At 68.6% G+C, this 24417-nt stretch carries 24 protein-coding genes, 1 tRNA gene and 6 pseudogenes; 19 read left to right on the plus strand and 12 right to left on the minus strand.

Annotation, left to right across the window (positions count from 1 at the left end):
• Window positions 1–64: 64 nt before the first annotated feature.
• Window positions 65–550 carry a MarR family winged helix-turn-helix transcriptional regulator gene (locus FB563_RS30885; RefSeq protein ID WP_142219100.1) on the plus strand — a complete coding sequence of 162 codons (486 nt, stop codon included), beginning with the start codon at window positions 65–67 and terminating at the stop codon, window positions 548–550.
• Window positions 551–836: 286 nt separating this feature from the next.
• Here FB563_RS30885 and FB563_RS30890 read toward each other — a convergent pair whose 3' ends face one another.
• On the minus strand, window positions 837–1487 hold the full coding sequence (locus tag FB563_RS30890) for an FMN-dependent NADH-azoreductase (protein ID WP_142219101.1): 651 nt from the start codon (window positions 1485–1487) through the stop codon (window positions 837–839).
• A gap of 149 nt (window positions 1488–1636) precedes the next feature.
• Here FB563_RS30890 and FB563_RS30895 point away from each other — a divergent pair, with 149 nt between their 5' ends.
• From FB563_RS30895 to FB563_RS43160, 4 genes are all read left to right on the plus strand, one after another.
• Complete coding sequence (locus FB563_RS30895) at window positions 1637–2401, plus strand: nitroreductase (protein ID WP_142219102.1); 765 nt, start codon at window positions 1637–1639, stop codon at window positions 2399–2401.
• Window positions 2398–3126 carry an SDR family oxidoreductase gene (locus FB563_RS30900; RefSeq protein WP_142219103.1) on the plus strand — a complete coding sequence of 243 codons (729 nt, stop codon included), beginning with the start codon at window positions 2398–2400 and terminating at the stop codon, window positions 3124–3126. Before FB563_RS30895 ends, FB563_RS30900 begins: the two co-directional genes overlap by 4 nt.
• A 61-nt stretch (window positions 3127–3187) precedes the next feature.
• Window positions 3188–3853, plus strand: a complete 666-nt coding sequence (locus FB563_RS30905) for a nitroreductase (RefSeq protein WP_142219166.1) — start codon at window positions 3188–3190, stop codon at window positions 3851–3853.
• Window positions 3854–4182: 329 nt separating this feature from the next.
• On the plus strand, window positions 4183–4335 hold the full coding sequence (locus FB563_RS43160) for a hypothetical protein (RefSeq protein ID WP_159045525.1): 153 nt from the start codon (window positions 4183–4185) through the stop codon (window positions 4333–4335).
• Window positions 4336–4528: 193 nt separating this feature from the next.
• Here the strand turns inward: FB563_RS43160 and FB563_RS30910 are convergent.
• Window positions 4529–5086, minus strand: a pseudogene (locus FB563_RS30910) (GNAT family N-acetyltransferase).
• An 80-nt stretch (window positions 5087–5166) separates the two neighbouring features.
• Window positions 5167–6105, minus strand: a complete 939-nt coding sequence (locus FB563_RS30915) for a MerR family transcriptional regulator (protein WP_142219104.1) — start codon at window positions 6103–6105, stop codon at window positions 5167–5169.
• Window positions 6106–7257: 1152 nt separating this feature from the next.
• Between FB563_RS30915 and FB563_RS45710 the strand changes: the two are divergent.
• The 3 genes and pseudogenes from FB563_RS45710 to FB563_RS30930 form a co-directional block, all read left to right on the plus strand.
• A pseudogene (locus FB563_RS45710) lies at window positions 7258–7341 on the plus strand (DUF4097 family beta strand repeat-containing protein); the annotation flags it as partial.
• Between the two features lie 224 nt (window positions 7342–7565).
• Window positions 7566–7660: transfer RNA gene (locus FB563_RS43165), tRNA-OTHER, on the plus strand.
• Window positions 7661–8018: 358 nt separating this feature from the next.
• Window positions 8019–9026, plus strand: coding sequence for a PD40 domain-containing protein (locus tag FB563_RS30930; protein WP_167528538.1), 1008 nt, complete (start codon window positions 8019–8021; stop codon window positions 9024–9026).
• A gap of 117 nt (window positions 9027–9143) precedes the next feature.
• Here FB563_RS30930 and FB563_RS30935 read toward each other — a convergent pair whose 3' ends face one another.
• Complete coding sequence (locus FB563_RS30935; RefSeq protein ID WP_055706556.1) at window positions 9144–9704, minus strand: hypothetical protein; 561 nt, start codon at window positions 9702–9704, stop codon at window positions 9144–9146.
• 248 nt (window positions 9705–9952) lie between these two features.
• Here FB563_RS30935 and FB563_RS30940 point away from each other — a divergent pair.
• The 5 genes and pseudogenes from FB563_RS30940 to FB563_RS45270 form a co-directional block, all read left to right on the plus strand.
• Window positions 9953–10499: pseudogene (locus tag FB563_RS30940) on the plus strand (SDR family NAD(P)-dependent oxidoreductase); the annotation flags it as partial.
• A 24-nt stretch (window positions 10500–10523) separates the two neighbouring features.
• Window positions 10524–10769: an aquaporin gene (locus tag FB563_RS43170; RefSeq protein WP_167528534.1), complete on the plus strand. Its 246-nt coding sequence runs from the start codon at window positions 10524–10526 to the stop codon at window positions 10767–10769.
• A 408-nt stretch (window positions 10770–11177) separates the two neighbouring features.
• The gene (locus FB563_RS30945) at window positions 11178–11816 is read left to right on the plus strand and encodes an HD domain-containing protein (protein WP_055706555.1); all 639 of its coding nucleotides are present in this window, start codon (window positions 11178–11180) and stop codon (window positions 11814–11816) included.
• 198 nt (window positions 11817–12014) lie between these two features.
• Window positions 12015–12515 (plus strand): annotated as a pseudogene (locus tag FB563_RS45265) (AraC family transcriptional regulator); the annotation flags it as partial.
• Between the two features lie 319 nt (window positions 12516–12834).
• Window positions 12835–13336: pseudogene (locus FB563_RS45270) on the plus strand (hypothetical protein).
• 182 nt (window positions 13337–13518) lie between these two features.
• Here the strand turns inward: FB563_RS45270 and FB563_RS44285 are convergent.
• From FB563_RS44285 to FB563_RS30980, 7 genes and pseudogenes are all read right to left on the minus strand, one after another.
• The gene (locus FB563_RS44285; RefSeq protein ID WP_234357770.1) at window positions 13519–13668 is read right to left on the minus strand and encodes a carboxymuconolactone decarboxylase family protein; all 150 of its coding nucleotides are present in this window, start codon (window positions 13666–13668) and stop codon (window positions 13519–13521) included.
• A gap of 17 nt (window positions 13669–13685) precedes the next feature.
• Entirely contained in the window at window positions 13686–14192 is a 507-nt protein-coding gene (locus FB563_RS44290; protein WP_234357769.1) for a carboxymuconolactone decarboxylase family protein, read from the minus strand.
• A complete protein-coding gene (locus tag FB563_RS30965; protein WP_055706554.1) occupies window positions 14089–14580 on the minus strand; it encodes a cupin domain-containing protein in 492 nt (163 codons plus the stop codon). Before FB563_RS30965 ends, FB563_RS44290 begins: the two co-directional genes overlap by 104 nt.
• 24 nt (window positions 14581–14604) lie before the next feature.
• Window positions 14605–15525: an NADP-dependent oxidoreductase gene (locus FB563_RS30970; protein WP_055706553.1), complete on the minus strand. Its 921-nt coding sequence runs from the start codon at window positions 15523–15525 to the stop codon at window positions 14605–14607.
• A 166-nt stretch (window positions 15526–15691) separates the two neighbouring features.
• Entirely contained in the window at window positions 15692–16582 is an 891-nt protein-coding gene (sigJ, locus tag FB563_RS44295) for an RNA polymerase sigma factor SigJ (protein WP_055706558.1), read from the minus strand.
• 384 nt (window positions 16583–16966) lie between these two features.
• Window positions 16967–18016, minus strand: a pseudogene (locus FB563_RS44300) (MFS transporter); the annotation flags it as partial.
• A gap of 20 nt (window positions 18017–18036) precedes the next feature.
• A complete protein-coding gene (locus tag FB563_RS30980; protein WP_055706552.1) occupies window positions 18037–18675 on the minus strand; it encodes an HD domain-containing protein in 639 nt (212 codons plus the stop codon).
• A 137-nt stretch (window positions 18676–18812) separates the two neighbouring features.
• On the opposite strand from FB563_RS30980, the gene FB563_RS30985 reads away from it, so the two are divergent.
• Both FB563_RS30985 and FB563_RS30990 read left to right on the plus strand, forming a co-directional pair.
• Window positions 18813–19787, plus strand: a complete 975-nt coding sequence (locus tag FB563_RS30985) for a GlxA family transcriptional regulator (RefSeq protein ID WP_055706551.1) — start codon at window positions 18813–18815, stop codon at window positions 19785–19787.
• Between the two features lie 131 nt (window positions 19788–19918).
• Entirely contained in the window at window positions 19919–20668 is a 750-nt protein-coding gene (locus tag FB563_RS30990; RefSeq protein WP_142219108.1) for a transposase family protein, read from the plus strand.
• A gap of 863 nt (window positions 20669–21531) precedes the next feature.
• Here the strand turns inward: FB563_RS30990 and FB563_RS30995 are convergent.
• Window positions 21532–22173, minus strand: a complete 642-nt coding sequence (locus FB563_RS30995; RefSeq protein WP_055706549.1) for a TetR/AcrR family transcriptional regulator — start codon at window positions 22171–22173, stop codon at window positions 21532–21534.
• 98 nt (window positions 22174–22271) lie between these two features.
• Between FB563_RS30995 and FB563_RS31000 the strand changes: the two genes are divergently transcribed.
• From FB563_RS31000 to FB563_RS43180, 4 genes are all read left to right on the plus strand, one after another.
• Window positions 22272–23069, plus strand: a complete 798-nt coding sequence (locus FB563_RS31000; protein ID WP_208766326.1) for a substrate-binding domain-containing protein — start codon at window positions 22272–22274, stop codon at window positions 23067–23069.
• Window positions 23066–23263, plus strand: a complete 198-nt coding sequence (locus tag FB563_RS43585) for a hypothetical protein (protein WP_208766327.1) — start codon at window positions 23066–23068, stop codon at window positions 23261–23263. The genes FB563_RS31000 and FB563_RS43585 overlap by 4 nt, the downstream gene beginning before the upstream one ends.
• Window positions 23264–23324: 61 nt before the next feature.
• On the plus strand, window positions 23325–23765 hold the full coding sequence (locus FB563_RS43175) for a hypothetical protein (protein WP_055706547.1): 441 nt from the start codon (window positions 23325–23327) through the stop codon (window positions 23763–23765).
• Entirely contained in the window at window positions 23762–24088 is a 327-nt protein-coding gene (locus FB563_RS43180) for a hypothetical protein (RefSeq protein WP_055706546.1), read from the plus strand. The genes FB563_RS43175 and FB563_RS43180 overlap by 4 nt, the downstream gene beginning before the upstream one ends.
• The last annotated feature ends 329 nt before the right edge of the window (window positions 24089–24417 follow it).

Here is a 24417-nt window from a genome sequence, read left to right on the forward strand (position 1 = left end):
GACGAGCCCTATGTGGTTTCAGGCGATACCGTATCGAATGAGTGGACGGCGTAATGTTGGCCGCATGGCCGCCGACATCCCTCCCGGAACCACCCCCTCGCGCGTGACCGACCGCCCCGGGGATGCTTCGCCTTTCGCTCTCGGCTTGCTGCTGCGCCGGGCGCACTGGCGCGCGGCCGCCGTGATGGAGGAGGCGCTTCGGCCGCTCGGCATCGAGTTGCGGCACTTCGCCGTGCTGATCGTGCTTGTCGACCGTGGGCCCACAGTGCAGCGGGACTTGGCGGCCGCGACGGGGTATGACAAGGCGGGCATCATGAGGATTGTGGACGATCTGGAGCGTAGAGGGCTGGCTGTACGCAAGAACGTTCCGGGGGACCGGCGGGTGCGGGCGGTGGAAATCACGCCTCAGGGCGTGGAACTCTTCGATGCGGCCCATGTGGCGGCAGAGCCGCTGGCTGAGCGTCTGGTTGCCGACCTGAGTCCCGGCGAGCCCGAGAAGCTGACGGATCTGCTGACCCGGATTGCCTATCCCGCAGGCGGCGAGGCGTAAGCGCGCCCGCGCGCTGGTTGCCTGCCGCGTGGGCGCACGTCGCCTCCTGCGGCTTGCGCAACGAACCCGGCCTTGCGGGCCGCCGGCATCGTCGCGATGTGCCGGCCCCGGCTACAGGCGGCGGTCAGGCGTCGCCGACGGGGACCGGGCTGCTCGCAGTTCGCACCGCCGTCACGCGGTATATCTGGCTGGCGGTGTGCTGTTCAGCCCCGCACCTATAGCAGCCGGCGAAGACACCGTGTGACGCTCCGACCCAGGACGTCACACGGCGTCTACAGCCAGGGGTCTATACCGTGAGGCGCTGTGCGAGTTCCTTGGCCTTGGCGGTCGCGTGGTCGAAGGCGCGGTGGCGGGAGGCCTCGTAGAGGGGAACCAGTTCGGACATGGCCACGTTGCGGGGGGCCATGGTGAGTTCCGGGACGATGAAGTCGAGATCCAGGCCGAGGGTGCCCTTGAGGGTGGCCTCGAGGTAGTTCTGTACGAACTCGTAGCCCTTGCGTGGGGTGCCCGGCGCGTAGGAGCCGCCGCGGCTGGCGACCACGACCACCGGAGTTCTCTGGGCGGAGGGGGCTTCGCCGGCGGTACGGCCGAGCAGGAGGACGCTGTCCAGCCACGCCTTGAGGGTCGACGGGATCGAGAAGTTGTACATGGGGGCGCCGATCAGTATGGCGTCCGCCTGCTCCAGTTCCTCGATGAGCTTCACGCGCGCTGCGAACGCGGTGGACTGCTCCGGGGTGCGCTCGGCGGGGACGGTGTATCCGGCGGACCAGGCGTCGGCAGTGATGTGCGGGATGGGGTCGGCGGCGAGGTCGCGGTAGATCACCGTGCCCTCCGGGAGCTGTTCCTCCCAGATCCTGCGGAAGGCGGCCGTGACCGAACGGGACGAGGACGCCTCGCCGGGAAACACGGACGAGTCGATGTGCAGCAGGGTGGCCATGGGCCTTCTCCAAGGTGCAGTGCCCGGGCGGGGGAGCCACAAGCTGGGGAGTTGCGCTCGTCGATAGTTAAACACGAGATTGTATTGAATGATACTATCTCGCTTGTAACGGAAGCGAGGACGTCGAGCGAGCAAGGAGTCGGGCGATCATGGACGTCTACGAGGCAGTCACCGGCCGACGGGCGGTGCGCGCCTTCACCGGCCAGGAGGTCCCGAGAGAGGCGCTGGAGCGCGTGATGTCCGCCGCGGCCCGGGCTCCGTCCGGGTCGAACCTCCAGCCGTGGCACACCTACGTCGTGACTGGCGTGCCGCTGGCAGAGATCAAGAAGCGCGCCGGCGAGCGCCTTGCCGCAGGTGATCCCTGGGACGAGCCGGAGTACGAGCAGTACCCATCGGCACTGAAGTCCCCTTACCGCGAGCGCCGCTCCGCCTTCGGTGAGCAGCGCTACGGCGTACTCGGCATCGCTCGCGAGGACATGGAGGCGCGCCAGCGGGCCGCTTCGGCGAACTGGGACTGCTTCGGCGCGCCCGCCGCCCTGTTCTGCTATATCGACCGCGACCTTGGCCGGCCGCAATGGTCCGACGTCGGCATGTATCTGCAGACCGTCATGCTGCTGCTGCGCGCCGAAGGGCTGCACAGCTGTACTCAGATGGCCTGGGCGAAGTTTCACAAGACCGTCGCAGAGGTCCTGTCACCCCCGGACGAGCTCGTCCTCTTCTGCGGCATGTCGATCGGGTTCGAAGACGCCACGGCACGTGACGCCCGCACCGGGCGGGCCCCGCTCGACGAGACGGTCACCTTCGTCGACGGTCTCTTCTCCAAGGCCGCCCCTCCTCGGTCGATTGAGGCGCATGTCACCCCGACGGATAGTGGCATATATGCCACGTATTCTCCTGGAAAGGTCATGTCATGAAGATCGCAGTCATCGGCGGCACCGGGCTGATCGGGTCGCAGGTCGTCAAGAACCTGAACGCCGCCGGTCACGAGGCGGTACCCCACTCGCAGTCCACCGGCGTCGACATCATCAGCGGCCGGGGCGCGGACGAGGCGGTGGCGGGCGCCGATGTCGTCGTCAACGTGACGAACTCCCCGACCTTCGACGAAGCCTCGCTCGCGTTCTTCCAGACGTCGATGGACAACCTGCTGGCTGCGGCCCACAAGGGCGGTGTCGGTCACTTCGTCATCCTCTCGATCGTCGGCGTGGACCAGGTACCGGAGCTGGACTACTACCGGGCCAAGACGCTCCAGGAGCAGATCCTCGCGGCCGGCCCGATCCCCTACTCGATCGTCCGCGCCACGCAGTTCATGGACTTCATGGACGCCGTTCTGTCATGGACCGCCGACGGCGACACTGTCCGGTTGCCCGCTACGCCGATCCAGCCGATCGCCTCCAAGGACGTGGCGCGGGCGGTGGCGGAGGTCGCCACGGGCGACCCGGTGAACGGCATCCACAACATCGCCGGCCCCGAGGTCTTCACCCTGGACGAGCTGGGCCGGATCACCCTGGCCCACAAGGGCGACCACCGCACCGTCGTCACCGACCCCACCGCCGGCATGTTCGCGGTCGTCAAGGGCGACGTCCTCACCGACACGAACGCCCACCCCGCCCCCACCCGCTACACCGAATGGCTCTCCTGACCTGCTCGCACCCCTCTTAGGTGTGCAGACCGCACAGAGCAGCTGAAGGAGGTGGATGATCCTGGACGTCTACGAGGCGGTCACGAGCCGACGGGCGGTTCGCGGATTCACCAGCCGGGAGGTGCCGAGGGCGGTGCTGGAGCGCGTGCTCTGCGCCGCGGCCTGGGCGCCGTCCGGGTCAAACCTCCAGCCGTGGCACATCTACGTCGTGACCGGCCGGCCGCTGGCCGAGCTCAAGAGGCGCGCCGGCGAGCGCGTGGCCGCGGGTGATCCCTGGGACGAGCGGGAGTACGAGATGTATCCGGCCGCACTGAAGTCCCCGTATCACGAGCGCCGATCCACCTTCGGTCATGAGCGCTACAGCGCACTCGGCATTGCGCGTGAGGACTGGGTGGCGCGCCAGCGGGCCGCTTCGGCGAACTGGGACTGCTTCGGCGCGCCCGCCGCCCTGTTCTGCTACATCGACCGCGACATGGGCCGGCCCCAATGGTCCGACGTCGGCATGTACCTGCAGACCGTTATGCTGCTCCTCCGCTCCGAAGGCCTGCACAGTTGCCCGCAGATGGCATGGTCGGTGTATCGCAAGACCGTCGCGGAGATCGTGTCACCCCCGGACGAGCTCATCCTCTTCTGTGGCATGTCGATCGGGTTCGAAGACGCCACGGTGGGCTACAGGCGTACGGGCCGGGCCCCGCTCGACGAGACCGTCACATTCGTCGACGGCTAGGATCAGCGCGCTCCGGCCCGTGCGTTCGTGCCACTCGGCTCGGCATGCGACGCGGCATCGGCCGTCGTTCAATGCGGACCCCCGCGCTCTGGACCCGTCGCCACACTGCCCGCCGGCCAGGGGCGGGAGATGCCCCCGCTGTCGCGGGCAGCGGGACTGGGCAGGGTTATGGCCTACAGCGAAGTCGCACCTTCGGGCCGTTGTCGCCCCAGTGAAGCTCACCCCCGACGGCGGAGGAGTCGTGCAGGCGTCCAAGTTCCCCGCCGTGGGCCGTCACCGCGTGGCGAGGTACTACCACCTTCGCCGACCGCTTCTGGCCCGGCGTCACGGTGGACCCGGCCGAGGCCAACGGCAGGCCGGCGCTGAGTCTGTCCCGCGACGGCACCGTGGTCGCCGTCCTCACCGTGAGCGTCACCCCGGACGGCATCGACCGCGTGCTCGTCGTGATGAACCCGTCGAAACTCGCGGCCATGACCGTCTGAGCCAATGGAAGGGCCCCGCCCTGCGCGTCCGCTGCAGCCTTTCGCAGAGGCGGGGCCGCCCGCCCTCGTTGCTCTGTCGGCGGGCCGCGGGCACCTGTCCCCTGACGCCCACACCTCCTGAAAGTAAAACGAACGGTTATTTTTTACAGCCCGAGCTCACTCGCACGGATTCGACCGCGACCCGCTGCAGCGGTCAGAGTTCGCGCGTCCTTACGTGTAGGTGACCGGCAAGGGGGTATGCCGGCGGCGCTGCGGGCAGGAGCGTGGTCAGTTCGTACCGGCTCTTCTGGGCGACGCGGCATGACGCGGTGTTGTCCAACTGGTGCAGGAGTTCAAGTCGCGTCAGTCCGCCACCGAAGGCGGTGAAGGCTCAGTCCGTGAGCGCCTGCAGTGCTCTGGGCGCCACTCCCCGGCCGCGCGCATGCGCCGCGGTCCAGTAGCCGACCTCGGCGGACGAAGCACCCGGTGTGACGTTCTTGAGGACCAAGTGGCCCGCCAACTGCTCCTCATGACCCGTGGCTTGGGATTCCACGATGGCGAATCCGAAGCGGTCCCCCGTCTCCCATCCCCGTTGCTGCTCCTGAACCCACCGCGCCGCGCTCGCCTCGTCGTTGACGGCTGAGCTCGTCCAGCGGCGCAGGACGTCATCCCGATACAGCTCAACCAGGTCGACAGCATCCGCCGGGCTCCAAGGGCGCAGTATGAGGGCGGAGGCTGACGGTGTGGCGTCTGCCTCCAGTCGTGCAGCCATCTTGCCCGTCGGTCGAGCGTATGTGGCCGTAGTGGCTTTGCGTGCCTCGTCTGGCTGTGCGGGACTGTGAGGCTGTTGCGTCATCGTGCCGCCCGTACGCGCAGAGCTGTGATGGACCAGTCGATCACCGGGGCGAGGCGATCCGGCGCTGGCCAGCCGTTGATCAGTGCGAGCAACTGGAAGTAGTGGTCCCTGCGTGGATCGCTCGCGGCTTCCAGACGGTGCAGCAGCCACTGGTGCAGTGTGGGGTCCTCGGGGCGGCCGTGGGCGAGCGCGCATTGAGCGGTGAGCGCCGCGACGACTGGATCGGCCTGGAGCGAATCCGCGCTGATGCCGGACGCCACAGCTGGTCCGACGAGATCACGGGCGACGGCGACCGTGTCCGGGCGCGGTCGTGTGGGGGCGCCGTCGGGCAGGCCGGTCACATGGTCTTCGGCCAGGCGCCGCACAGTGGCTCGGAAGTCCGGGTCCAGGGACAGTTCCGCCAGCTCCACCCATGCCCTGACCTGCTCGTCTGTAGGGTTGTCGGGCAGTTCGGGTGTCATGGAGCGCCGAGCTGCGGCATGGCGGGAGTCGCTGTGCGGGCCGCCGAAGACACTGTCTAGGAAGTCGTCGATCGGACGTCGGCGCTCGGCTTCGGACAGCGTGGCCAGCTGGTGCATGAGTTCCATCTCCTCGGGGGTGGCTTCGCGTTCGGCGGCGGCCGTCAGCACTGCCCGTCGCAGACGCAGGAGGCTGATCTGTACGTCCAGTGCGGCGGCGTGCTCCGCAGCGACTTCGCTGAGCGTGAGTTCTTGATCCACGACTTGCCGGATCATGTCGAGGCCGAGTCCCAGTTCTCGAAGTGTCCGCACCAGAGCAAGGCGAGCGACAGCCTCCGGGGCGTAGCGCCGGTAGCCGGCGTGAGTGCGGTCGGCAGGCGCCACGATGCCACGATCGGAGTAGAACCGGATCGTCTTGACTGTCAGCCCGGTGCGCTGGGCCAGTTCACCGATCGAGTAGAGGGTGCCGCCGTCCATGAGCCCACCTTCCTGTCTCCCCCTGCAGGAGACTCAAGTCTGTACCCTGCGTCTCCACGCTCTCCCCTGCTCGCCTTCTACTTCCCGGAAGCGCGCCCCGGCCTTGCCTTTCGGTGACGTCACGGGCAGGGACAAGGTGCCCCGGCTGAGGCTCGTCGTGGTCGCCGATGACCGAGGCGCCGGGCCTCGGTTGTGCCGTGCCTGCGGGGGTCCGCTGATGCCGACGGCGAAGGCGAAGGCCGCATTCTGTTCATCGGCGTGCAGGTCGCGGCACCGGCGGCAGATGCGAGAGCGCGGGCGAGGACCGAGACAGTCCAGGCGGGCCGGACGTCCACCTGTGCAGAGTGCGGAATGTCCTGGACGGTCGGGGTCGAACGTCCCGTCTCGGCAACGTACTGCTCTCCCCGCTGCCGCAAACGAGCCTGGCACAGGCGGCGCACGAGACAGCGCGAGTTGTGAGACCGCGTATCTGGCGGCTATGGCCCTGCTCCACGGCCGGGGCCGCGCCCTTTCCGACGGCCTCAGGCCGTCGGATGGCGCGAAGAGACGGTCTGCTCGGGCCAGTTGGTGACATAGGTCGCGCCGGGGCCCGTGGGGTGGTGTCCGGATGCCCGCAATGGTCGGCAGTTTGACCCGGGAACGCTACGACGAGCTGGTCAAGCTGGGGAGGGACTGGGTCGCCACGATGAGCGGCGCCCAGTGGCGGATCGGCGATGCAGCCATGGAGATCGAGCCGATGCGCTCGTATGGGGGTGCGAATCCGTCCGGGAAGGACGACCTGTTCACGGTCAGCGAGGCCATCCGGCTGTTCCCCGAGGACATCGGCCTGTCGTACTCGACAGGCCGCGACTACCGGTGGGGTGGTGGAGCGGTCGAATTCGTGGACGATGCGGGCCCGACGCAGCGCAAGGGACTACGAGCGCCTCATGTCCCATGCCGAAGCCCACATCCAGTGGGCCTTCACCCTGATGTCCCGCCGGCTGGCCCGGCAGCTCCGCCGCAACGAGGCGGTCCCAGCCACTCTCGCGGCAGCCGCCTGAAGGTACCTCCATACCGTTCGGTTGCCCGCCCATCGACGCCCGGCCGAACGCCAAGCCAGATCACGATCGAGCCTTATGACGCTGTGACCTGCTGAAAGGAGATGTGACACAGCTTCTGAGGAACGGCGACGGCTCCCCCGCTCTGACCATCCAGGCCACCACCTCCTACGGCGACATCACCGCCCGCAGCCTCTGACCGGCCACGGTCCGTGCACCGACCGCACGTCCGGTACCGCGGTGGTGTCCGGGCCGCACGATGAGTGCACAGCAAGGGCAGCCGTGCGCGCGTCACACAGGACGGCGCACCTTGCACCGGTCGGACACGCCTGCCGGTCAGCGGCAGTCAGGAGAGCGTCAGCCCGCCCTGGCACCGTGGAACACGTGAACGGCACCGCGAGGACACCGCGAGGCCGGGAACGAGGAGAGGTGCCCGGAGCGGCTGATCGGGGACCAGGGCAGCAGCCCAGAGTCGGACCCCTCGAGGATCCACGCAGGTTCGAATCCTGCCCTCTCCGCAACACACATCCCACCCGTCAGGGGTGACGGCCCCGACGACGTACGCGAACCCGCGGGATGCGCGGCGTTCACGTCGACGGAGGGTCAGGGACCTGCGGGCATACGGCCGTCGCCGGCCGCCGGCGTCTGGGCGCCGGCGCACGCACCAGCCGCCGCACGCACCAGTCGCCGCACGCACCAGTCGCCCGTCCCGGGGCGCCGCGCGCGACGCCTCCGCACCGTGTCGCTGTGACAGGGACGTACGGAACCTGTCACAGGGCTCGTACCGCCAGGTGCCGCCGCTTCCCCCAGAGCCCCACGGATGGGATGTTTACCGGCCGGAGCGGCCCGCAGCAGCAGGCCGCGGGGAGGGATCGGGTGGACACCTTGATGCGCATCGGCAACGGCAGAACCGCCGCAGGGACTCGAAGAATCGGCACCACCGGTGGAACCGGCACAGCGCGGCGCCGCCGGGCGGCGGTGATCGCCACGGCGCTCGCCATGGCCGTACCGCTGACCCTCGGCGCGGCGCAAGACGCGGGGGCGGCGGGGACATCGGGGGCGGCAGGGGACGACCCCATCGTCTTCGCCCGCTACACCTCCGCAGCGCCCGTCGAGGACCTCTACGCGGTCTCCACCGCCGGCGGCACGCCCGTCAAACTCACCCACACCTCCACCGTCAGCGACGTGATGCCCACCTGGTCCCCCGACGGCAAACGGGTGGCCTTCGTCCGCTACGGATCCGGCGGCGCCATCGACGGCATCTGGACCATGAAGACCACGGGCGACGACCTCAAGGCCGTCCCCGGCACCAAGGGCGCCACCGACCCGGCGTGGTCCCCGGACGGCACACGGATCGCCTACGCCAAACCGGTCGGCACCCAGCGCGAGATCTACGTGGCCGACATCGACGGGAGCCCCGCCACCCGGCTCACCCACACCACGGCGGACGATCTCCACCCGACGTGGTCCCCGGACGGCAGGTACCTGGCGTTCAACCGCGCGGACGCGACCGGACACAGCAAAGTGATGCGGATCCGGCTGTCCACCCTGGCCCAGACGGCGGTCACCGGGGCCGGCTCCCACGACTGGACGCCCGACTGGTCGCACAACGACCGGATCGCCTTCAGCCGCGTGGACTCCTCCGGCTTCGCCCACCTCTACCTCGTCCGCCCCGACGGCACCGGGCTGCACCGCATCACCGCGGCCCGCCTCAACGACAAGAACCCCTCGTGGTCCCCGGACGGCAGCCGCCTGGTCTTCACCAGAGGCGGTGCCGACGACGCCGACCCCGAACACCTCTACCTCGTACGGGCCGACGGCACCGCACTGACCCAGCTCACCAAAGCGGACTCCCACGACCTGGAGGCCGACTGGCGCCCGTAAGACGCCCGGTGCATGCGAAGGCCCGGGGAATCCGCCGTCCGGGCCGGGCCTTCGCAGCACCGCCGGAGACGGCGTGGGCGACCGTGTCCGGACATGGCCGCCTCTCAAAGATTCCGTTCAGCCGCGCCAGGCACCCAGTCCGGCATCCGTGAATTCGCAAGTGACGCCCGCGCCCCAGTCGTCGTCCTCGTGCAACACCGCCGGGTCGGCCAGCGTGGTGAGGAGTTCGCCGGCCGGTACGACCGTGAAGCCCTCCTCCCGGCCAGGGAAGTAGTACACCTCGATCCAGCCCTGCTCGACCCATCGGACCAGCGGCGCGATCTGCGGCTCGACCCAGGCGAGGCGTTCATCGAGGCTCCAGTCCCCCTCCGGGCTCTGAAGGACGCCGAAGGGGCCGGTCAGCCAGCCACTCGCCTCCAGCGTGCAGATCAGCAGGGTCTCCTCCACCGCAGTCCACTCCTCGCGGTGCGGGAACCCGCCCGACGCCGGAGCCGGGAAGGCGCGGGCCTGCCAACGCGCGCGGACGACCTCCGGCACCGACAGCCAGACGCGGTCCGCGCACGCCCTGGCCGGGATCCACTGCTCCGGGTCGGTCAGCACCCGGCGCAGCTCCTGGCCGCTCAGCACCGGGTCGGTGCTCTCGGGCCACGGGCCGTCCGCGCGGCGGACCTCCAGCAACCCCCGCCCGGCCAGGTCCAGGGCCGCCCCGGCCAGGCGGGGCAGTAGCTCCCGCGCCTCCTCCTCGGCGCAACGGCGAACGCTTTGACGAACTTCGCGTCCGAAGGTCCCCGGTTCCGGGCGATGTCACAGCCCGCCGGGCTGTCTCTCCTCGGGGACGAACCGTTGCCGACCGCGGGCGGGGCCTGCGGGGCGGGCGTCTTTGGCGGCGGTGACCCCATCGCAGTGAGAAGGAGCGGAAGGGCATCATGAGCAAGGTCTGGTTCGTCACCGGTTCGTCCCGCGGCCTGGATCGCAACTTCGTCGAGGCCGCCCTCTCCCGAGGCGATGCGGTGGCCGCGACCGCCCGGAACGCCCGGGAGCCTGGACCGGCTGGTCGCCGCCCACGGCGACGCGGTGCTCCCGCTCGAATTGGACGTGACCGACGCAGCGGCCGTCCTCGAGAGCGTGAAGCGGGCTGAGGAGCACTTCGGCCGTCTCGACGTCGTCGTGAACAACGCGGGGTACGGCCTGCTCGGGACGGTGGAGGAGTTGACCGAGCAGGAACTGCGCGACCAACTGGAGACCAACCTGTTCGGCGTGGTCCGGGTCGTCCAGGCCGTGCTGCCCCACCTGCGCGAGCAGGGCGCGGGGCACATCGTCCAGATCTCCTCGGTCGGCGGCGTCACGGCGTTCCCGCTCGGAGGCGGGTACCACGCCTCCAAGTAAATCCTCGAAGGCCTCAGCGAATCCCTCGCGCAGGAGGTCGCGGGATTCGGCGTCAAGGTGACCCTGGTCGAGCCCGGCTCATACGCCGCTTGTCCAAGTCGCTTCGCCCTTGTGAGCCCCGCCATCAGCCGGACACTCGTCGTGATCGGTGTCGGTGAGGCGGTCGCCACGGCAGTGCTGCTGGCCATCGTGCTCCACGTGGTCGGCAATCCGGACCTGGAAGAGGTCGCCTCTGCCGTCATCGGGACGACCCTCGCCGTCCTGATCCTTCTCACCGCAGGCACCACGGGCGGCAGCCGCAATCCCGCCCGCCGGTTCGGCCCCTGGGTCATGGCCGGCGCGCCCGGCACGATCTGACCGTGCCTGGCCTGGCTTGGCCGGGCCAGGCCAGGCCGATGGCAGCAGCCGCCGTTGTCAGGGCACCGGCACGGCTCCTGCCCTGCCGGTAACCGGTCCGGAGCAGGGCAGGGCCGGCCGAGCGAGGCCACGGGGCGCCGCATCCCCCGTCAAAGCAGCCGAGCACCGTACCCGGTCCCGGCCCGCCAGGCGCTCTACAGCCGGGACCGGTCGCAGGCCGTTGTGCTGTCGATGTCCGCACCAAGCACAGGCGGCCGACAAGCTCGCGTCCCCGCACCTACTCGGCCCCTGCGTCCGGAACCGTGGAATGCATGTCCGTTTGGACACTTCCGGCTACCAGACCGGACGGGGACCGTGGAGATGAATCGGATGTGACCCATTCCTCGGCCTTCCCCTTCAGGAGTCCCCATGCCCGAAACGATTGCCGGGATCACGGTCCCGGACACCGCCCTGGTCCACGAGGCGACCGCTCTCGTACGCCAGTCGGCCGACGACACGCTGTTCCACCACTCCCGCAGGGTGTTCCTGTGGGGAATGCTCAAGACCGCTGTCCGGGGACTCGAGGTCGACCCCGAACTCGCCTACGTCGGCGGCCTCTTCCACGATCTCGGGCTGACGGCCGACCACCGCACGAAGGACCGCCGCTTCGAGCTCGACGGCGCCGAGGCGGCGTACGGCTTCCTGCGTGACCACGGGCGCAGCGAGGAGGAGGCGCGAAACGTCTGGCTTGCCATCGCGCTGCACACCACACCGGAGGTTCCCCTCCACCTCGCGCCCGAAGTCGCCGTGGTGACGCTCGGCGTCGAGACCGACGTCCTGGGCCTGAACCTCGAGCAGATCACCCCGGTACAACGCGCCGAGGTCGTCGCCGCCCATCCAAGGCCGGATTTCAAGAACCGCATTCTCCAAGCCTTCTACGACGGCATGGCCGACCGGCCGGACACCACGTTCGGCACCATGAACGACGACGTCCTGGCACACTTCGACCCCACATTCCAGCGCAAGGACTTCGTCGCTGTCATACGGTCCAACGCCTGGCCCGAGTGACCTGATTCGCGATCATGGCAACGTCGCGGGTGGGCCAGCAGTCGGCGAGGGGCCGGCCGGCGCTCTTGGCCCCAGCCGGCCCACCGAGCGGCCGTAGCGCCGCGAGTTGGACCGGTCCGGACGGCGAGGGACTCACCCACTCTCGGACGCCGTGATTTGATCAAGGAAGGGTGATCGAGGAAAGGAACCGACCACCGCATGACCGTCCATCGTGTCGCCTTCCTCGTGTTCGACGGAGTGAAGATGCTCGACGTCTCCGGCCCCACGGAGGTGTTTGCGGAAGCCAACACTCTCGGCGCCTGTTACTCGCTGCGCTACACCTCGTCGTCCGGCGAGCCGGTACGCACCTCGATCGGTACGCGCCTGCCCGTCGACGCGGCCGCGGCAGAGGTCGACGCCGACACACTTGTCGTCCCGGGTGCGGATCCACTCGTCACCGAGCCGATCCCGTCGGATCTGACGGAGGCCGTCCGGCTGCTGCGTGCCCACACACACAGGCTTGTTTCCATTTGCACCGGCTCGTTCGTTCTCGCTGCCGCAGGCCTGCTCTCGGGGCACCGCGCGACCACTCACTGGCGTCACGCCCAGCTGCTCGCGCGCGCCTACCCCGACATTCGCGTCGAGCCCGATTCCCTCTTCGTCGAGGACCGTGGCATCTTCACCTCGGCGGGCGTCACGGCCGGCATCGACCTTGCGCTTTCCCTGGTCGAACGCGACCAGGGTGCGGATCTGGCACGTGACGTCGCCCGAAACCTGGTCATGTCCATGCAGCGCCCCGGAGGGCAGTCCCAGTTCTCTGCGCCGCTGAAGGGAACTCGACGCGAACCGCCACCTGCGCCAAGCCCCCTGATCCCCGCCTGCTGTCGGCGCCGGCCCGTCCGCCGGGGCGGAGGCGCGCAGGTCTCAGAAGCTGTTGTCCTTCCGAGCTTGAGGATTGCGTTTCTGCTGGTCAGGTGTAGGGGTGGCGGCAGGGTGGGAGTGGTGGCTCATCGTTTCGTCGCTCCTGTGGAGGTCGGGCATGCCGTCGGTGGTCGGACTGCTGGAAGAGCACGAGCTCGCCGTCGGGCGGACGAGCTACGCGAGGAAGCCGACCGCATTCAGGCCGAACTGGCCGCGGCTCAGCAGGAATGGCAGGAGTGGAGATCGCCCGCCAGCGGGTCAGTGTGCTGCTGTCCGCGCCGACTGGCGCCGGGATCGCGGACGATGCTACGTCGCCGGTGACGGCCTCGACGAGGCAGAAGCCGCAGGTGCCGGTGTGGCGCGAAGGGCTGGCGTGGTCCGCACTGTCGGTCGACTACCAGCGCATCCTGAAGACACTCGCGGACCGGTCCCGGCTCGGACAGGGGCCGCTGACCTGCCAGGAGATGGCCGCACTGTTCGGTATGGAGGTGGTGCCGGCGCGGGTGGAGGCCCTGCGGTCGAAGGCGAAACGCCTGGTCGCGCGCGGCTGGCTGGCCACGGTTGGGCCGGGCCGCTTCACGCTCGCCCGCGGCGTCAGCGGGCCAGGCGGCGGCTCATGAGGCCAACCCGTACGGCACCTTCCGCCTCGACATGGACAAGCGGCTCGACCTGGTTCCCCTGGCCGTTCTCCGCGCAGGTACTCCGTCGGACGCCTCCGCGCTTGTGTGGGCCGGGGCAGCTCGCACAAGCTGCCCGAGTGATTCCACCATTACCGCTGCGGCAGCCCTTATCACCGCCGGTGTCAGCTGCCGACGGGGTACCGGCTGGTGACCGCGACGCGGTTGAAAGCGTTCATCACGGTTGCCAGCCAGGCGATTGCCGAGACCCGGTCTGCGGTGAGTACGGCCGCGGCGGCGTTGTAGTCCTGGTCGCTGACGTGTCCGTCCGGCACGCGTGTGATCGCCTCGGTCAGGCGGAGGGCGGCGCGGTCCGTCTCGGAGAAGTAGCCGGTCTCTGCCCAGGCGGGCAGCCCGGCGACCGGTCAGGGTTTTCGCCCTTCTTGAGGGTGTCACGGGTGTGCATGCGCAGGCAGAACGAGCAGTCGTTGATCTGAGAGGTGCGGATCCTCAGCAGTTCGACCAGGAGCGGGTCAAGGCCCGCGGCGGTGGTGTTCTCTCGCACCTCCGAGGACAGGGCGATGAGGGTCTTGTAGGCGGCCGGGGCTGCTCGCCGATGTTGACGCGCTGGGGGTCGGTCATGGTTCCCATGATTCCTTCGTGTGGTAGGCGCCGCGCTTTGGGCACGTCGGTGGAGAGTGGGCGTGCTTTGGCGGGGTGGTACAGGGTGATGCCGCACCGCGCATGTCCCGGGTCTACGACTTCGGATCGTCGATCTTGAGCTTGGCTCCGGTGTCCGAGACGAAGACGACCAGGAGCTTGGCGGATTTGGTCCGGCTGGTGTTCTCGGTGAGGACATGGTGGGCGCCCGGCGGCTCGACCCAGTTCTCGCCCTGGTGGTAGGTAGTCGCGGGCTTGCCGGCGAGCTGGCTGCGCACGGTGCCTTCGAGGACGTAGGCGTAGACGAAGGCCTGGCCGTGCCGGTGCGGCAGCGCGCGTGCATCGGGCGGGAAGTCGACGATCGCCGAGGTGAACGTCTTGCCTTTCACGTTCGGCAGGGCCTGCTGGAGCAGCGGCTTGAGGGTTTCGGTGGGGGGTGTCGATGACATGGCCGCAGACGATGCCATGGCCGCAGGCGATGCCTTGGCCGTGGTCGTGCCCGTGGCGTGGGTGGGCTGGTCCGAGGTCGAGCAGGCCGTGGCCGCAGTCAGCGTGGCGACGGCCAGGAAGCCGGTGGCGATTCGCATTCTGATCACGATGGGTCTCCTGATTCAGTCTTCCGTGACGCGGATGATCGTCTTGCCCGGGGTGCGCTTGCCGGGGGCGAATGCGGAGGGTGCTTCGGCGAGTGGCCGCACATCGCCGACGACTGGTTTGAGGCGGCCGTCCCTCAACCGAGTGGCGAGATCGGCGAGCCGGGCGCGGTCGGGTTCGACGACGAAGAAGATTGCATGCCCGTCCTTGGGCCGGGCCTTGGGCGGCATGACGATGCTGACCAGCGTGCCACCGGGGCGGACCAGGGCGGCCGAGCGGTCGAGGATGTCGCCGCCGATGACGTCGAACACGACATCGGCCTCGCCGGCATCCTCCAGCTTCTCGGCCTGCAGGTCGATGAAGGTGTCGACGCCGAGAGCGAGTGCCCTGTCCCGGCCGGAGGCCCGGCCGGTGCCGATGACGCGGGCGCCGGCCTCGCGGGCGAGCTGTACCGCGATCGAGCCGACGCCGCCCGCGGCACCGTGGATCAGGACGGTCTGGCCTGTGGTGAGGCGCCCGTGGTCGAACAGCCCCTGCCAGGCGGTCAGCCCGGAGATCGGCAGCGCGGCGGCCACGGTGTGGTCGATGTCCGCCGGCAGCGGGGCGAGGTTGCGGGCCTCCACCGCGGTGTACTCGGCTAGTGTGCCGTTACGGGCCCAGTCGGCCAGGCCGAACACCCGCTGTCCGACGCTCAGGCCGGTGGTGCCGTACCCCAGTTCTGCGACGACACCGGACAGCTCGTGTCCGGGCACGCTCGGCGTCCGGTCGCGGCCGGCGCGGTCGGTCCACGTGGCGGGCCAGTCCAGCTCGCCAGGGGTGAAGCCGGCGGCGTGCACCCGCACGATGACGTCGTTCTCGGCCGCATGGGGGTAGGGCATGTCTGTCAGGGAGATCCCGGCAAGACCAGCGTCACGGTCTCGCACAGTGATGGCTTGCATACAGATCCTTACTGGAAGGGGCGACCCGAGCGCACAGGGCTCATAGCGGCTGCAGGTGGATGTATGCCGTTATGCATGATCGATCTCACCTGCTCGCGCGGATTCCTTCGTCGCCCGTTGTGCGTTCTCAGCAGGGAGACGAGGTGGCCCGTCCGGGTGTGACAGCTCAGACGCGCACGAGTTTGTCGGGGTTCATGACCCGGCGGTACGCGGTGATCAGGCCTTCTGCGATCTGCACCGTGTCGACGGAGTAGACCCGTCCTTCCCGGTGGAACACGAGGGCCGACTCGCCACCGACCTCCGCGAAGTCGATGCGGTCCGGGTGCCACTGACGCCCCGTACGCATCATGACCTCGGCGACGCGCTCGCCGCCGTGGATGAGCTTGCGTGCTGCCAAGACCTTGCCGCCGCCGTCGGTGACGTAGACCGCGTCCGGGTGCAGGAGCCTGACCAGGCCGGCCAGGTCCCCGGCCTCGTAGGCGGCGCGGAAGACCTTGAGGACGCGTTCGCGCTCCGCCTTCGACGCCTGCGGCGTGGACTGCTTCGCCTTGGCCACCCGCCGTCGTGCCCGCGAGGCGAGCTGTCGGGCGCCCGGCACGGAGACGTCCAGCACCTCGGCGATCCGGCCGAACTCAAGGCCGAAGACATCGTGCAGGACGAAGGCCACCCGCTCCGGCGGGCTCAGCTCCTCCATGATCAGGAGCATCGCCGAACTGACGGACTCGTCGACGAGTACCGGCTGCGACGCGTCCGGCCCTGTCAGCAGCGGCTCCGGCAGCCACGGCCCGACATAGCTCTCCCGGCGGAAACGGGCGCTCTTGAGGATGTCGTACGACCGTCGCGCGGCCACCGTCACCAGCCAGGCCCGCAGATCCTCGATGTCCTGCAGATCCGCTCCGGCCGCCCGCAGCCACACGTCCTGGGTGACATCCTCGGCATCGGCCACAGTCCCCAGCAGCCGGTAGGCCACTCCGAAGACCGCGGGCCGGTGCCTCTCCCATTCGGCTCCGAGCAGGCCCTCCTGCGCAGACCGTCCGGGCCCGTGCCTGTCGCCCATTCGGATCGCAACCTCCTCCACCTGCGGATGCAACGTAGCTATTTCGATCTCGGGATCTCCGAAGACAGCTCCGCGGAAGCGAGCCGACCCGCTCCGACACGGCAGCTGTAAGTCCTGATCAAGCTGCTTCGGGGATGGTGTCGGCGTGGGACGTGCCGCGCGCTCAGCAGCGGGACGGTTCGCCGAGAGATCCGCTTTCCCGGCCCGTGCGATCGGATCGCCGGTGGGTCTGTGAGCGCGTGCTCGTCCGGCGTGGAGGGCCGCAGCCACGGACAGCGCCCCGACGAAGCCGACGTACAGATAGCCCGTGGTCTCCAGCCCCCATGAGGGCGCCGCGAGCCCGGCCGCGAGGGCCGGAAGACTCAACGCCGCATAGCTGATCACGTAGACGGCCGAGAAGACCTCCGATCGCGACTTCGCAGTGGTGACCGCGCTGATGGCGCGGAGGTTGCCGTTGAACGTCAGGCCGACGCCCAGCCCCGCTACGACCGATCCGCCCACGTATGTGGCTGGCGACGCAACAGCGATGGCCACCGCCAGTCCGGACGCACCCAGAGTCAGGAGAACCGCCCCCAGCAAGGTGGCGAGCCGTGCCGTATGCCGAACGGACCACACCCCGCCCAGGCTGTTGGCCAGAAACAGCGCCGCGATGCTGAGCCCGCCCGCAGCGCCGGAGCGCACATGCAGGACATTGCTCACCAGGGACGGAGTGAGCGCGAGGAACAGACCCGTGACGGCCCACCCCGCGACCAGGGCGGGAATGGAGGCGAAGAACTCCGGCCGGGCTTCCCGGGGAACCCGGACTCTCGGTCGCAACGACGCCAGTCCCATCGCGCGCCGGGCGAGTGTCTCAGGGATCGTGAGGACCACCGCGGCCAGAACGACGAAGGTCAGCGTAAGGACGGGAAAGACATACGCATCGGGGCGTGAGGTCGACTGAACCAGCAGCCCCACCACTCCGGCGCCGGCGGCCATGCCGATACTCGTGCCCACCGCTGTCGTCGTGGGCCCCAGCTGCGGACGTCTCCTGGGTGAGAGCTCGACCAGTCCGGCGGCAAGACCGCCCGTGGCCGTCCCCGTGGCGATGCCCTGCACCACCCGGGCGGTCAGGAGGGAGACGATGCCGTCGGCCGTCCAGAAGACCGCCGTGCTGGTCGCCGCCACCAGAAGGGCGGCGACCAGCACCGGGCGGCGACCCAGCTGGTCGCTCAGCGATCCGACCGTCAGCAGGGCGCCGAGCAGACCCACGACATACACCGCGAAGATCACTGTCAGCATCGTGACCGACAGGCCCCAATGCTCCCGGTACAGCGGATAGATCGGTGACGGTGCGCTTGCCGTGGCCATCATCACCACATTGGCGCAGGCCAGCACGGCGAAGGCCGCACTTCGCCCGAGACGACGCCCGTCGCGAGGGCCACTCACACGTCTCATCACGTTCTATGGCGCCTTGATCAGCTCGGCCACGGAGCGCCCATGATGCGCTCGACCGTGGTCGTGCGCTGGAAGCCGGGAATGAAGTGCTCCAGCACATCCGAGTTCACGGTTCCGTTCGTGGTCTCCGGGCGGTGCTTGAGTCCTTCGACGTAGGTCTGCAAAAACTCGTTCTTGAAGTCGCCCCGCGGATGGACGGCGGTGATCTCGTCCACCTGGCTGCGATCCAGTTCGTGCACGCCCAGGCCGATCACGTCGGTCAGGACTCCCAGATTCGTGCTGGCGATCTCCGGGCCCATCCGCCCGGGAATTCCCGGGGTCGTGTGCAGCGCGATCGCCGTCCACACCACGTCGGCGGCCGTGGCCGGAAAGCCGTGGTCGAGCATGAACGTGCGTGCGTGGTCGGCTCCATCGACCTCGAAGCGCTGCTCCGCGTCGGAAAACGGCGTCAGGAGGCCGGTGTCGTGAAACATGGCGGACAGGTAGAGCAGCTCCGGGTCGGGCTCCAGGCCGAGTCTGTGAGCGTGCATGGCGCCGAAGACGAAAACGCGCCGGGAGTGGTGGTAGATGAGGGGGCTGGTCATCTCCTGCATGACGCGGGTGGCCTCGGCAACCGCCGCCGTTTCAGGAATCTCCACCCCTGCGATGATCTCGCTCATGACCTCTGCTCCTTCCGATATCGGTGTGTTACGAATGGACGGTGCGTCCGTCTTCCACACTGCCAACCACTCGGCGTCCGGCGCTCCCTCGGTCCGGCCATGAGTCACCCGAATCCGGACAGGCGGGCAGCGGGGTTGTGGGCTCCTCCACGCATCGGGTCGCGATCCTCGTCTACGACGGGGTCAAACTCCTGGACGTCGTCGGCCCCGCGGAGGTGTTCGGGGAAGCGAACCGGCTCGGTGCCGACTACACGATCGTGCTGGTGTCACCGACCGGTGCCGATGTCACCTCGTCCATCGGGATCCGGATCGCGGTCGACGCCGCCGCCACGGAGCCTGCTCCCGACACGTTCCTGGTGGCCGGCGCAGACCTCTACCCGCGCACACCGGTCCCCCGTGATCTGATCGAGGCCACGCGAACGCTGGCGGGCCGGGCCGACCGGGTCGCGTCCATCTGCACCGGAGCATTCATCCTCGGCGCCGCCGGCCTTCTGGACGGAAAGCGCGCGACCACGCACTGGAAGGTCACGCACGAGCTCGCCGCCCGCTGCCGGGCCAGCCGCGTCGAACCCGACGCGATCTACGTCCGTGACGGCACCACCTACACCTCGGCGGGCGTGACCGCCGGAATCGACCTGGCACTGGCACTCGTCGAGGAGGATCACGGCCCTGATCTCACCCGCGACGTCGCCCGCGCCCTGGTGGTCTATTTGCAGCGTTCAGGCGGCCAGTCGCAGTTCTCCGCCCCACTGCAAGGACCGCCGCCCCGGTCTCCGGCCCTCCGTAAAATCACCGACTTGATCACGGCGAATCCCGGGGGAAACCACTCACTCGGCGAACTCGCCAAGCACCTCAATGTGAGCCCTCGGCATCTCACTCGGCTCTTCCACGACGAGCTGTCCACGACGCCGGCCCGGTACGTGGAGATGATCCGGTTCGACATGGCGAAATCTCTCCTCGACCAAGGGCATACCGCAACGCAGACGGCATCCCTTTCCGGATTCCCGAATTACGAGAGCATGCGGAGAGTTTTCGTGAGGGAATTGTCGCTCAGCCCCGCCGCCTATCAGCGACGCTTCAGCACAGCGCGCCGAGCCGACGAGGGGCAGTAAGACGAAGCTGTCACTGAGGTCCTTCAGCGCGGCCACTGATCGGGTGACGGCGTAAGTATCCGCAACGGACAAGGCTCCCGTGCCGTTGAGGGAGGTGTTCGACGTCTCAACTCGCTGGCGCAGGAGCCTTGTTGGTTCTCTATCCTGCCGCACTCGACCTGCCTCATGCCCTGGTCGAGTGGGTCACCATGCTGATCGTCACTCGCGAGGGTGACCGCCGCTGCAAGCTCCCACCGCACCAGCGTGCTTTGGTCGGTCTGGTGTACCTGCGCCAGCACATCACTCTCGCGCAGCTTGCGGCCGGCTTCGGAATCTCGATCGGCACCGCCCACGCCTACACGGCCGCGGTGATCGGCCTGCTCGCCGATCGCGCGCCCGGCCTGCTGCGCGCGCTGCGCGAAGCCGACCCGGGCTACGTCTTGTTGGACGGCACCCTTGCCGAGTGCGACCGGGTCGGCGACAGCCGCGCCGACTACTCCCACAAGCACCGCCGGCACGGAGTGAACGTGCAGGTGGTGACCGACCCGGCGGGGCGGCTGCTGTGGATCTCGCCTGCACTACCCGGCCGCGCTCACGACCTGACGGCGGCCCGCACCCACCGGATCATCCGGATCTGCGAGCGCCAAGGCGTCCCGATCCTCGCCGACAGGGCCTACATGGGCGCCGGCCCGTGGGTGACAACATCTCTCAGACGTCCGCCGGGCCGAGAACTCACACCGACCCAGCAAACCGTCAACCGTGCGCTGTCCGCGGCGCGGGCACCGGTCGAGCGCGGCGTGGCACGACTGAAGTCCTGGCGCATCTTCCGCAGATCAAGGTGCAGCCCGAACCGAATGACGTCAATCGCCGCAGCCGTCCCCACCCTGGAGCGGCAGCGCTGAAAGAGCTCAGTAAGTAGGCACCCGTGGGGAGCTTGTCATGGCCGCCGTCACTCCACACGCGGGGCGCCGACCCGGCGCGTTGGCCGGCTCTTGACCGCGGACTGGGTGGATTGGCGGGGCGCCGGTCCGAACAGCGGCAACCTGAACTCGTCGGCCTGGACCGGTCGGAGGCGCCTACCGATCTAGCCAGGTCAGGAAGCGCATGCGTTCTCTGCCACACTGACCATAGCTGGACGAGTGGGCAGTGTTTGGGTCCAGGCGGAGCCATAGGGCCCAGAGCTAAGCGCGCAGGTCACTCGGACCGGCTGCAGAGCGTAGTAACTGAACGCGATCAGCACCACGGCCAGCACTGTCGACAGCAGGTAGCGGCGGGCTATCGGAAAAGGCATGCCGTGATCCTACTGATGCTTCACAAGCACCCCGGGAGGTTGGACGGCGGCACCATCAAGATCAGGTTGCGGACAGTGAACCGGTGCTTCCGGTGGCTCAGGCAGCCGATCCGGGCCGGGCCAGACACCACTTCCGACCACGACGGCGTCGTCCGGCGCCAGCGCTGAGGGCGCAGCGGGCGGCGACACAAGCAACGCGAGCGGCATGCGCCGCGCCTGTGCCGCTCACGTCGGCGGACACGCCGCGTGTATCGCGGCCACAGGGCACGTCTCACGAACGCTCGGAAGACAACAACCCGCTCCAGAAATAGTCCTGGCGTCACGACCGTGTGAGCAGGCTCAAGGCCCTGCGACCATCGGGGCCGCACGCGCCACGCACGCGCAGAGCGGAAGTTGTCTCAACTCCGACTCGCTCCTTGGAGGGGGTGCCGCATCCGCATGTGCAGCGGATTTGCAGCTTGAGCTGGGGAACGCTCACCGCGCAGCGTTGTCTCGGTGCTCGGCTCCGTCGAGCAACCCCCGGACGGCGTCGTTGAATCCCCCCGTGTCGGTCAAGCCGAAGGCGACACGCTGGAGCAGGAATCCGTGCAGCAGACCGATCAATACCCGTGCGCCGCTCTCCGGCTCCACGGTTTGGACAGCGCCCGCCGCTTGTCCGCGGCGCAGGGCGTCGGCGATGCTGCGACGGACCCTTTCGAAGCCCTCCAAGGCGCGGGCGTGCAGGCCGTCGTTGCGCAGTAGTTCCGACCAGGTCTGCACGACGCACTGCAGCAGTTCCTCGACCGGCACCACCTGCCCTGCGGCGTCCGTGACGGTCTCGGCGCTCAGCGCCCGCAGGGAAGCGGCCACCAGGTCGCCCAGGGAAGGGGTGTCAGCGGCCACAGCCACCCGCTCCATCGGCTCGAAGATCAGCCGGAAGGCGTCCGCGGCGATGGCCAGGATGATCTCCTCCTTGCTCGCGAAGTAGCGATAGGGGGCACCCGCAGAAACACCGGCTGCGGCGGCGATGTCCGGCATCGAGGTCTGGTGGAAGCCGCCCCGCGCGAAACACCGGCGCGCTGCCGCCACGATCTCCGCTCGCTTGGCTTCCCGACGCTCGGGCGTGATGCGCGGCATGCCCCGCTCCCTCAAAGTGAATGATCCTTCATCTTGACAGGGAACCATATCGGGCCGATCGTAAAAATGAAAGCCCATTCACGGAAGCGGGGATCTTGATGAGCATCGAGCTGACCATCGGCACCTATCGATACGAGCACACCGAGGCGCTCTTCGACGGCCGCGTGAAGATCGACGGGGTGGACGCCACCCTTGAGACGGAGCCCCTGGTCTCGGACCTCTTCCGGCACATGCTCGAAGGCCGCTACGACATAGCGGAACTCGGCCTGACCTACTTCCTGCGCACCTTCGACCTGGACGACGCCCCATTCCTGGCGCTGCCGATCTTCCCGAACCGCAACTTCCGGCACTCCGCCATCTTCGTCAACACCGAGGCAGGGATCGAGAAGCCCCAGGACCTCGCCGGCAAGACACTCGGCGAGTTCGCGCTCTTCGGACACGACGCCGGGATCTGGCCCAAGGGCATCCTGTCGGACGAGTACGGCGTGACCGTCGACCAGTGCCGCTGGGTCATCGGCGGCACCAACCACCCCATCCCCGCATTCGACTGGCTCCCGCAGCCAGTGCCGGACGGCGTGCACGTGCGGCACGCCGACCACGGCCAGACCCTGGGCGCGATGCTCGAGTCCGGAGAGATCGACGCGCTCATCTCCGTCGACGTGCCCCACGCCATGTTGCGGGGATCGACGAAGATCGCCCGGCTCTTCCCCGACTATGAGAACGTCGAGCGCGACTACTACCGGCGCACCGGGATCTTCCCCCGATGCACATCGTCGCGGTCCGCAAGGACCTGGTACACCGTTCCGAGGATCTGCGCTCGGTCTACCGCGCCTTCGTCAAGGCCAAGGACCTGGCCGAACGCAAATACATCGAGGACGCCGCGAAGCAGCACATGAGCCTGGTGACCCCCTGGTTCAGCAGCCTGTTCGAACACAACCGCAGCCTGCTCGGCGAGGACTGGTGGCCCTACGGCCTGCGCGAGAACCGCAAGGCGGTCGACACCTTCCTGCGCTACCACCACGAGCAGGGCCTCTCCAAGCGCCTGCTGACCAGCCGCGACATCTTCATCCCCGAGTTCCTCGACACCTAGTCGCACCGATTCAGGGCCAAAACCACCCACCAGTCCCGCAAGGACACCGTGTTCCACCGCGATGCCTTCGCCATCAACTCCTGGCACACCCTGGGCGGTCATTTCCGGGACTCCCGGGCCTTCTGGACGGCTGTCGGCGCGGGCGTGCCGGGGCGCTTTCGAGCCGCACACCCTCGACAACATCCGCGACCTTTGGCAGAAGCTTTGGCCTTACATCTCCGAGGACGCCCGCTTTGGGGCCGGCACTCGCCTGGCACGCTTCCTGGCCGATGCCGACCAGGCGCAGGCCGTCCTCGCCCGCCAACTCATCGACCTTGCCCAGGGCGGCAGCTACCTCCTCGTGGCGGTCAATGTCTCGGAGCTGGCCGAGGCGCTCGACGAGCTCATGGACGTGCACCTCGTCCTGAACAACTTCTACAACGAACCGCGAGTAGCGCGTCGCCTCGCCGAACTCGTTGGACAGTACGGGTCCTCCCGGAAAACCTCGTCCGGCAGTACGTGAAGACGCTGGTCACGGTGTTCCTCACCAACGACAACGGCGAAGTGTTCGCGGCCGACCCGATCTACTTGGACCTGATCGGCCGGTTCGACCCGAAGCAGGCGTCTCTCGCCCTCCGAGCCTTCGCCGACCCGGAGATCTCAAGCCAGCTGCAGCGTCCCCTGTCCCGGACGAAATGGGCCGAGCTCCTGAACGTGATCAACGTCAAGATCACCGGTCGGCCCGAGCGGGAACTCCTCGAGGCCGTCCGCGGGTTCCCGGGCACCCCGGACAAGCTCCGCCTCGACTCCGGCATCAGGCGCTACCTCGACGCATTGCCACGCTGATCTCACGCGTGATCCGTTTCAGGGCCCGGTCGCTCAGCGCGGCCGGGCTCGCGCCGGGCGGCGGTGTGCCCTACCGCAACGGCCTCGCCGCCCGGGCCGCGTGCCGGCAGCGCGGGAGTCGTCAGTAGGCGGCCGGTGTCGCAGAGGTGCAGGCTGATGGGGTGGAGTGGCCCGTAGACGTCGCCCTGGCCCGCCCGGCGACGCAGCTTCCGACGGGACCGTGGGCCTATGAGATCAAGGTCGATGGTTCTCCAGACACTTGAAGTTGTCTCATCCGAGTGACAGCTCGGGGTCTCTCAGCACGCCTGCGATCGGCACCAGAAGACCGC

This window comes from Streptomyces puniciscabiei (genome assembly GCF_006715785.1).
GTDB lineage: Bacteria > Actinomycetota > Actinomycetes > Streptomycetales > Streptomycetaceae > Streptomyces > Streptomyces puniciscabiei.

What these genes read in the sequence shown, in the direction of transcription:
- FB563_RS30890 (WP_142219101.1), bottom strand. Translation starts at nt 1,487, where the DNA reads ATGGCCACCCTGCTGCACATCGACTCGTCCGTGTTTCCCGGCGAGGCG.
- sigJ (WP_055706558.1), bottom strand. Translation starts at nt 16,582, where the DNA reads ATGGGCGACAGGCACGGGCCCGGACGGTCTGCGCAGGAGGGCCTGCTC.
- FB563_RS30945 (WP_055706555.1), top strand. Translation starts at nt 11,178, where the DNA reads ATGCCCGAAACGATTGCCGGGATCACGGTCCCGGACACCGCCCTGGTC.
- FB563_RS30915 (WP_142219104.1), bottom strand. Translation starts at nt 6,105, where the DNA reads ATGGACGGCGGCACCCTCTACTCGATCGGTGAACTGGCCCAGCGCACC.
- FB563_RS30970 (WP_055706553.1), bottom strand. Translation starts at nt 15,525, where the DNA reads ATGCAAGCCATCACTGTGCGAGACCGTGACGCTGGTCTTGCCGGGATC.
- FB563_RS30995 (WP_055706549.1), bottom strand. Translation starts at nt 22,173, where the DNA reads ATGCCGCGCATCACGCCCGAGCGTCGGGAAGCCAAGCGAGCGGAGATC.
- FB563_RS30885 (WP_142219100.1), top strand. Translation starts at nt 65, where the DNA reads ATGGCCGCCGACATCCCTCCCGGAACCACCCCCTCGCGCGTGACCGAC.
- FB563_RS31000 (WP_208766326.1), top strand. Translation starts at nt 22,272, where the DNA reads ATGAGCATCGAGCTGACCATCGGCACCTATCGATACGAGCACACCGAG.
- FB563_RS44290 (WP_234357769.1), bottom strand. Translation starts at nt 14,192, where the DNA reads ATGTCCTCACCGAGAACACCAGCCGGACCAAATCCGCCAAGCTCCTGG.
- FB563_RS43175 (WP_055706547.1), top strand. Translation starts at nt 23,325, where the DNA reads ATGCCTTCGCCATCAACTCCTGGCACACCCTGGGCGGTCATTTCCGGG.
- FB563_RS43585 (WP_208766327.1), top strand. Translation starts at nt 23,066, where the DNA reads ATGAGCCTGGTGACCCCCTGGTTCAGCAGCCTGTTCGAACACAACCGC.
- FB563_RS30900 (WP_142219103.1), top strand. Translation starts at nt 2,398, where the DNA reads ATGAAGATCGCAGTCATCGGCGGCACCGGGCTGATCGGGTCGCAGGTC.
- FB563_RS30895 (WP_142219102.1), top strand. Translation starts at nt 1,637, where the DNA reads ATGGACGTCTACGAGGCAGTCACCGGCCGACGGGCGGTGCGCGCCTTC.
- FB563_RS30965 (WP_055706554.1), bottom strand. Translation starts at nt 14,580, where the DNA reads ATGCGAATCGCCACCGGCTTCCTGGCCGTCGCCACGCTGACTGCGGCC.
- FB563_RS30980 (WP_055706552.1), bottom strand. Translation starts at nt 18,675, where the DNA reads ATGAGCGAGATCATCGCAGGGGTGGAGATTCCTGAAACGGCGGCGGTT.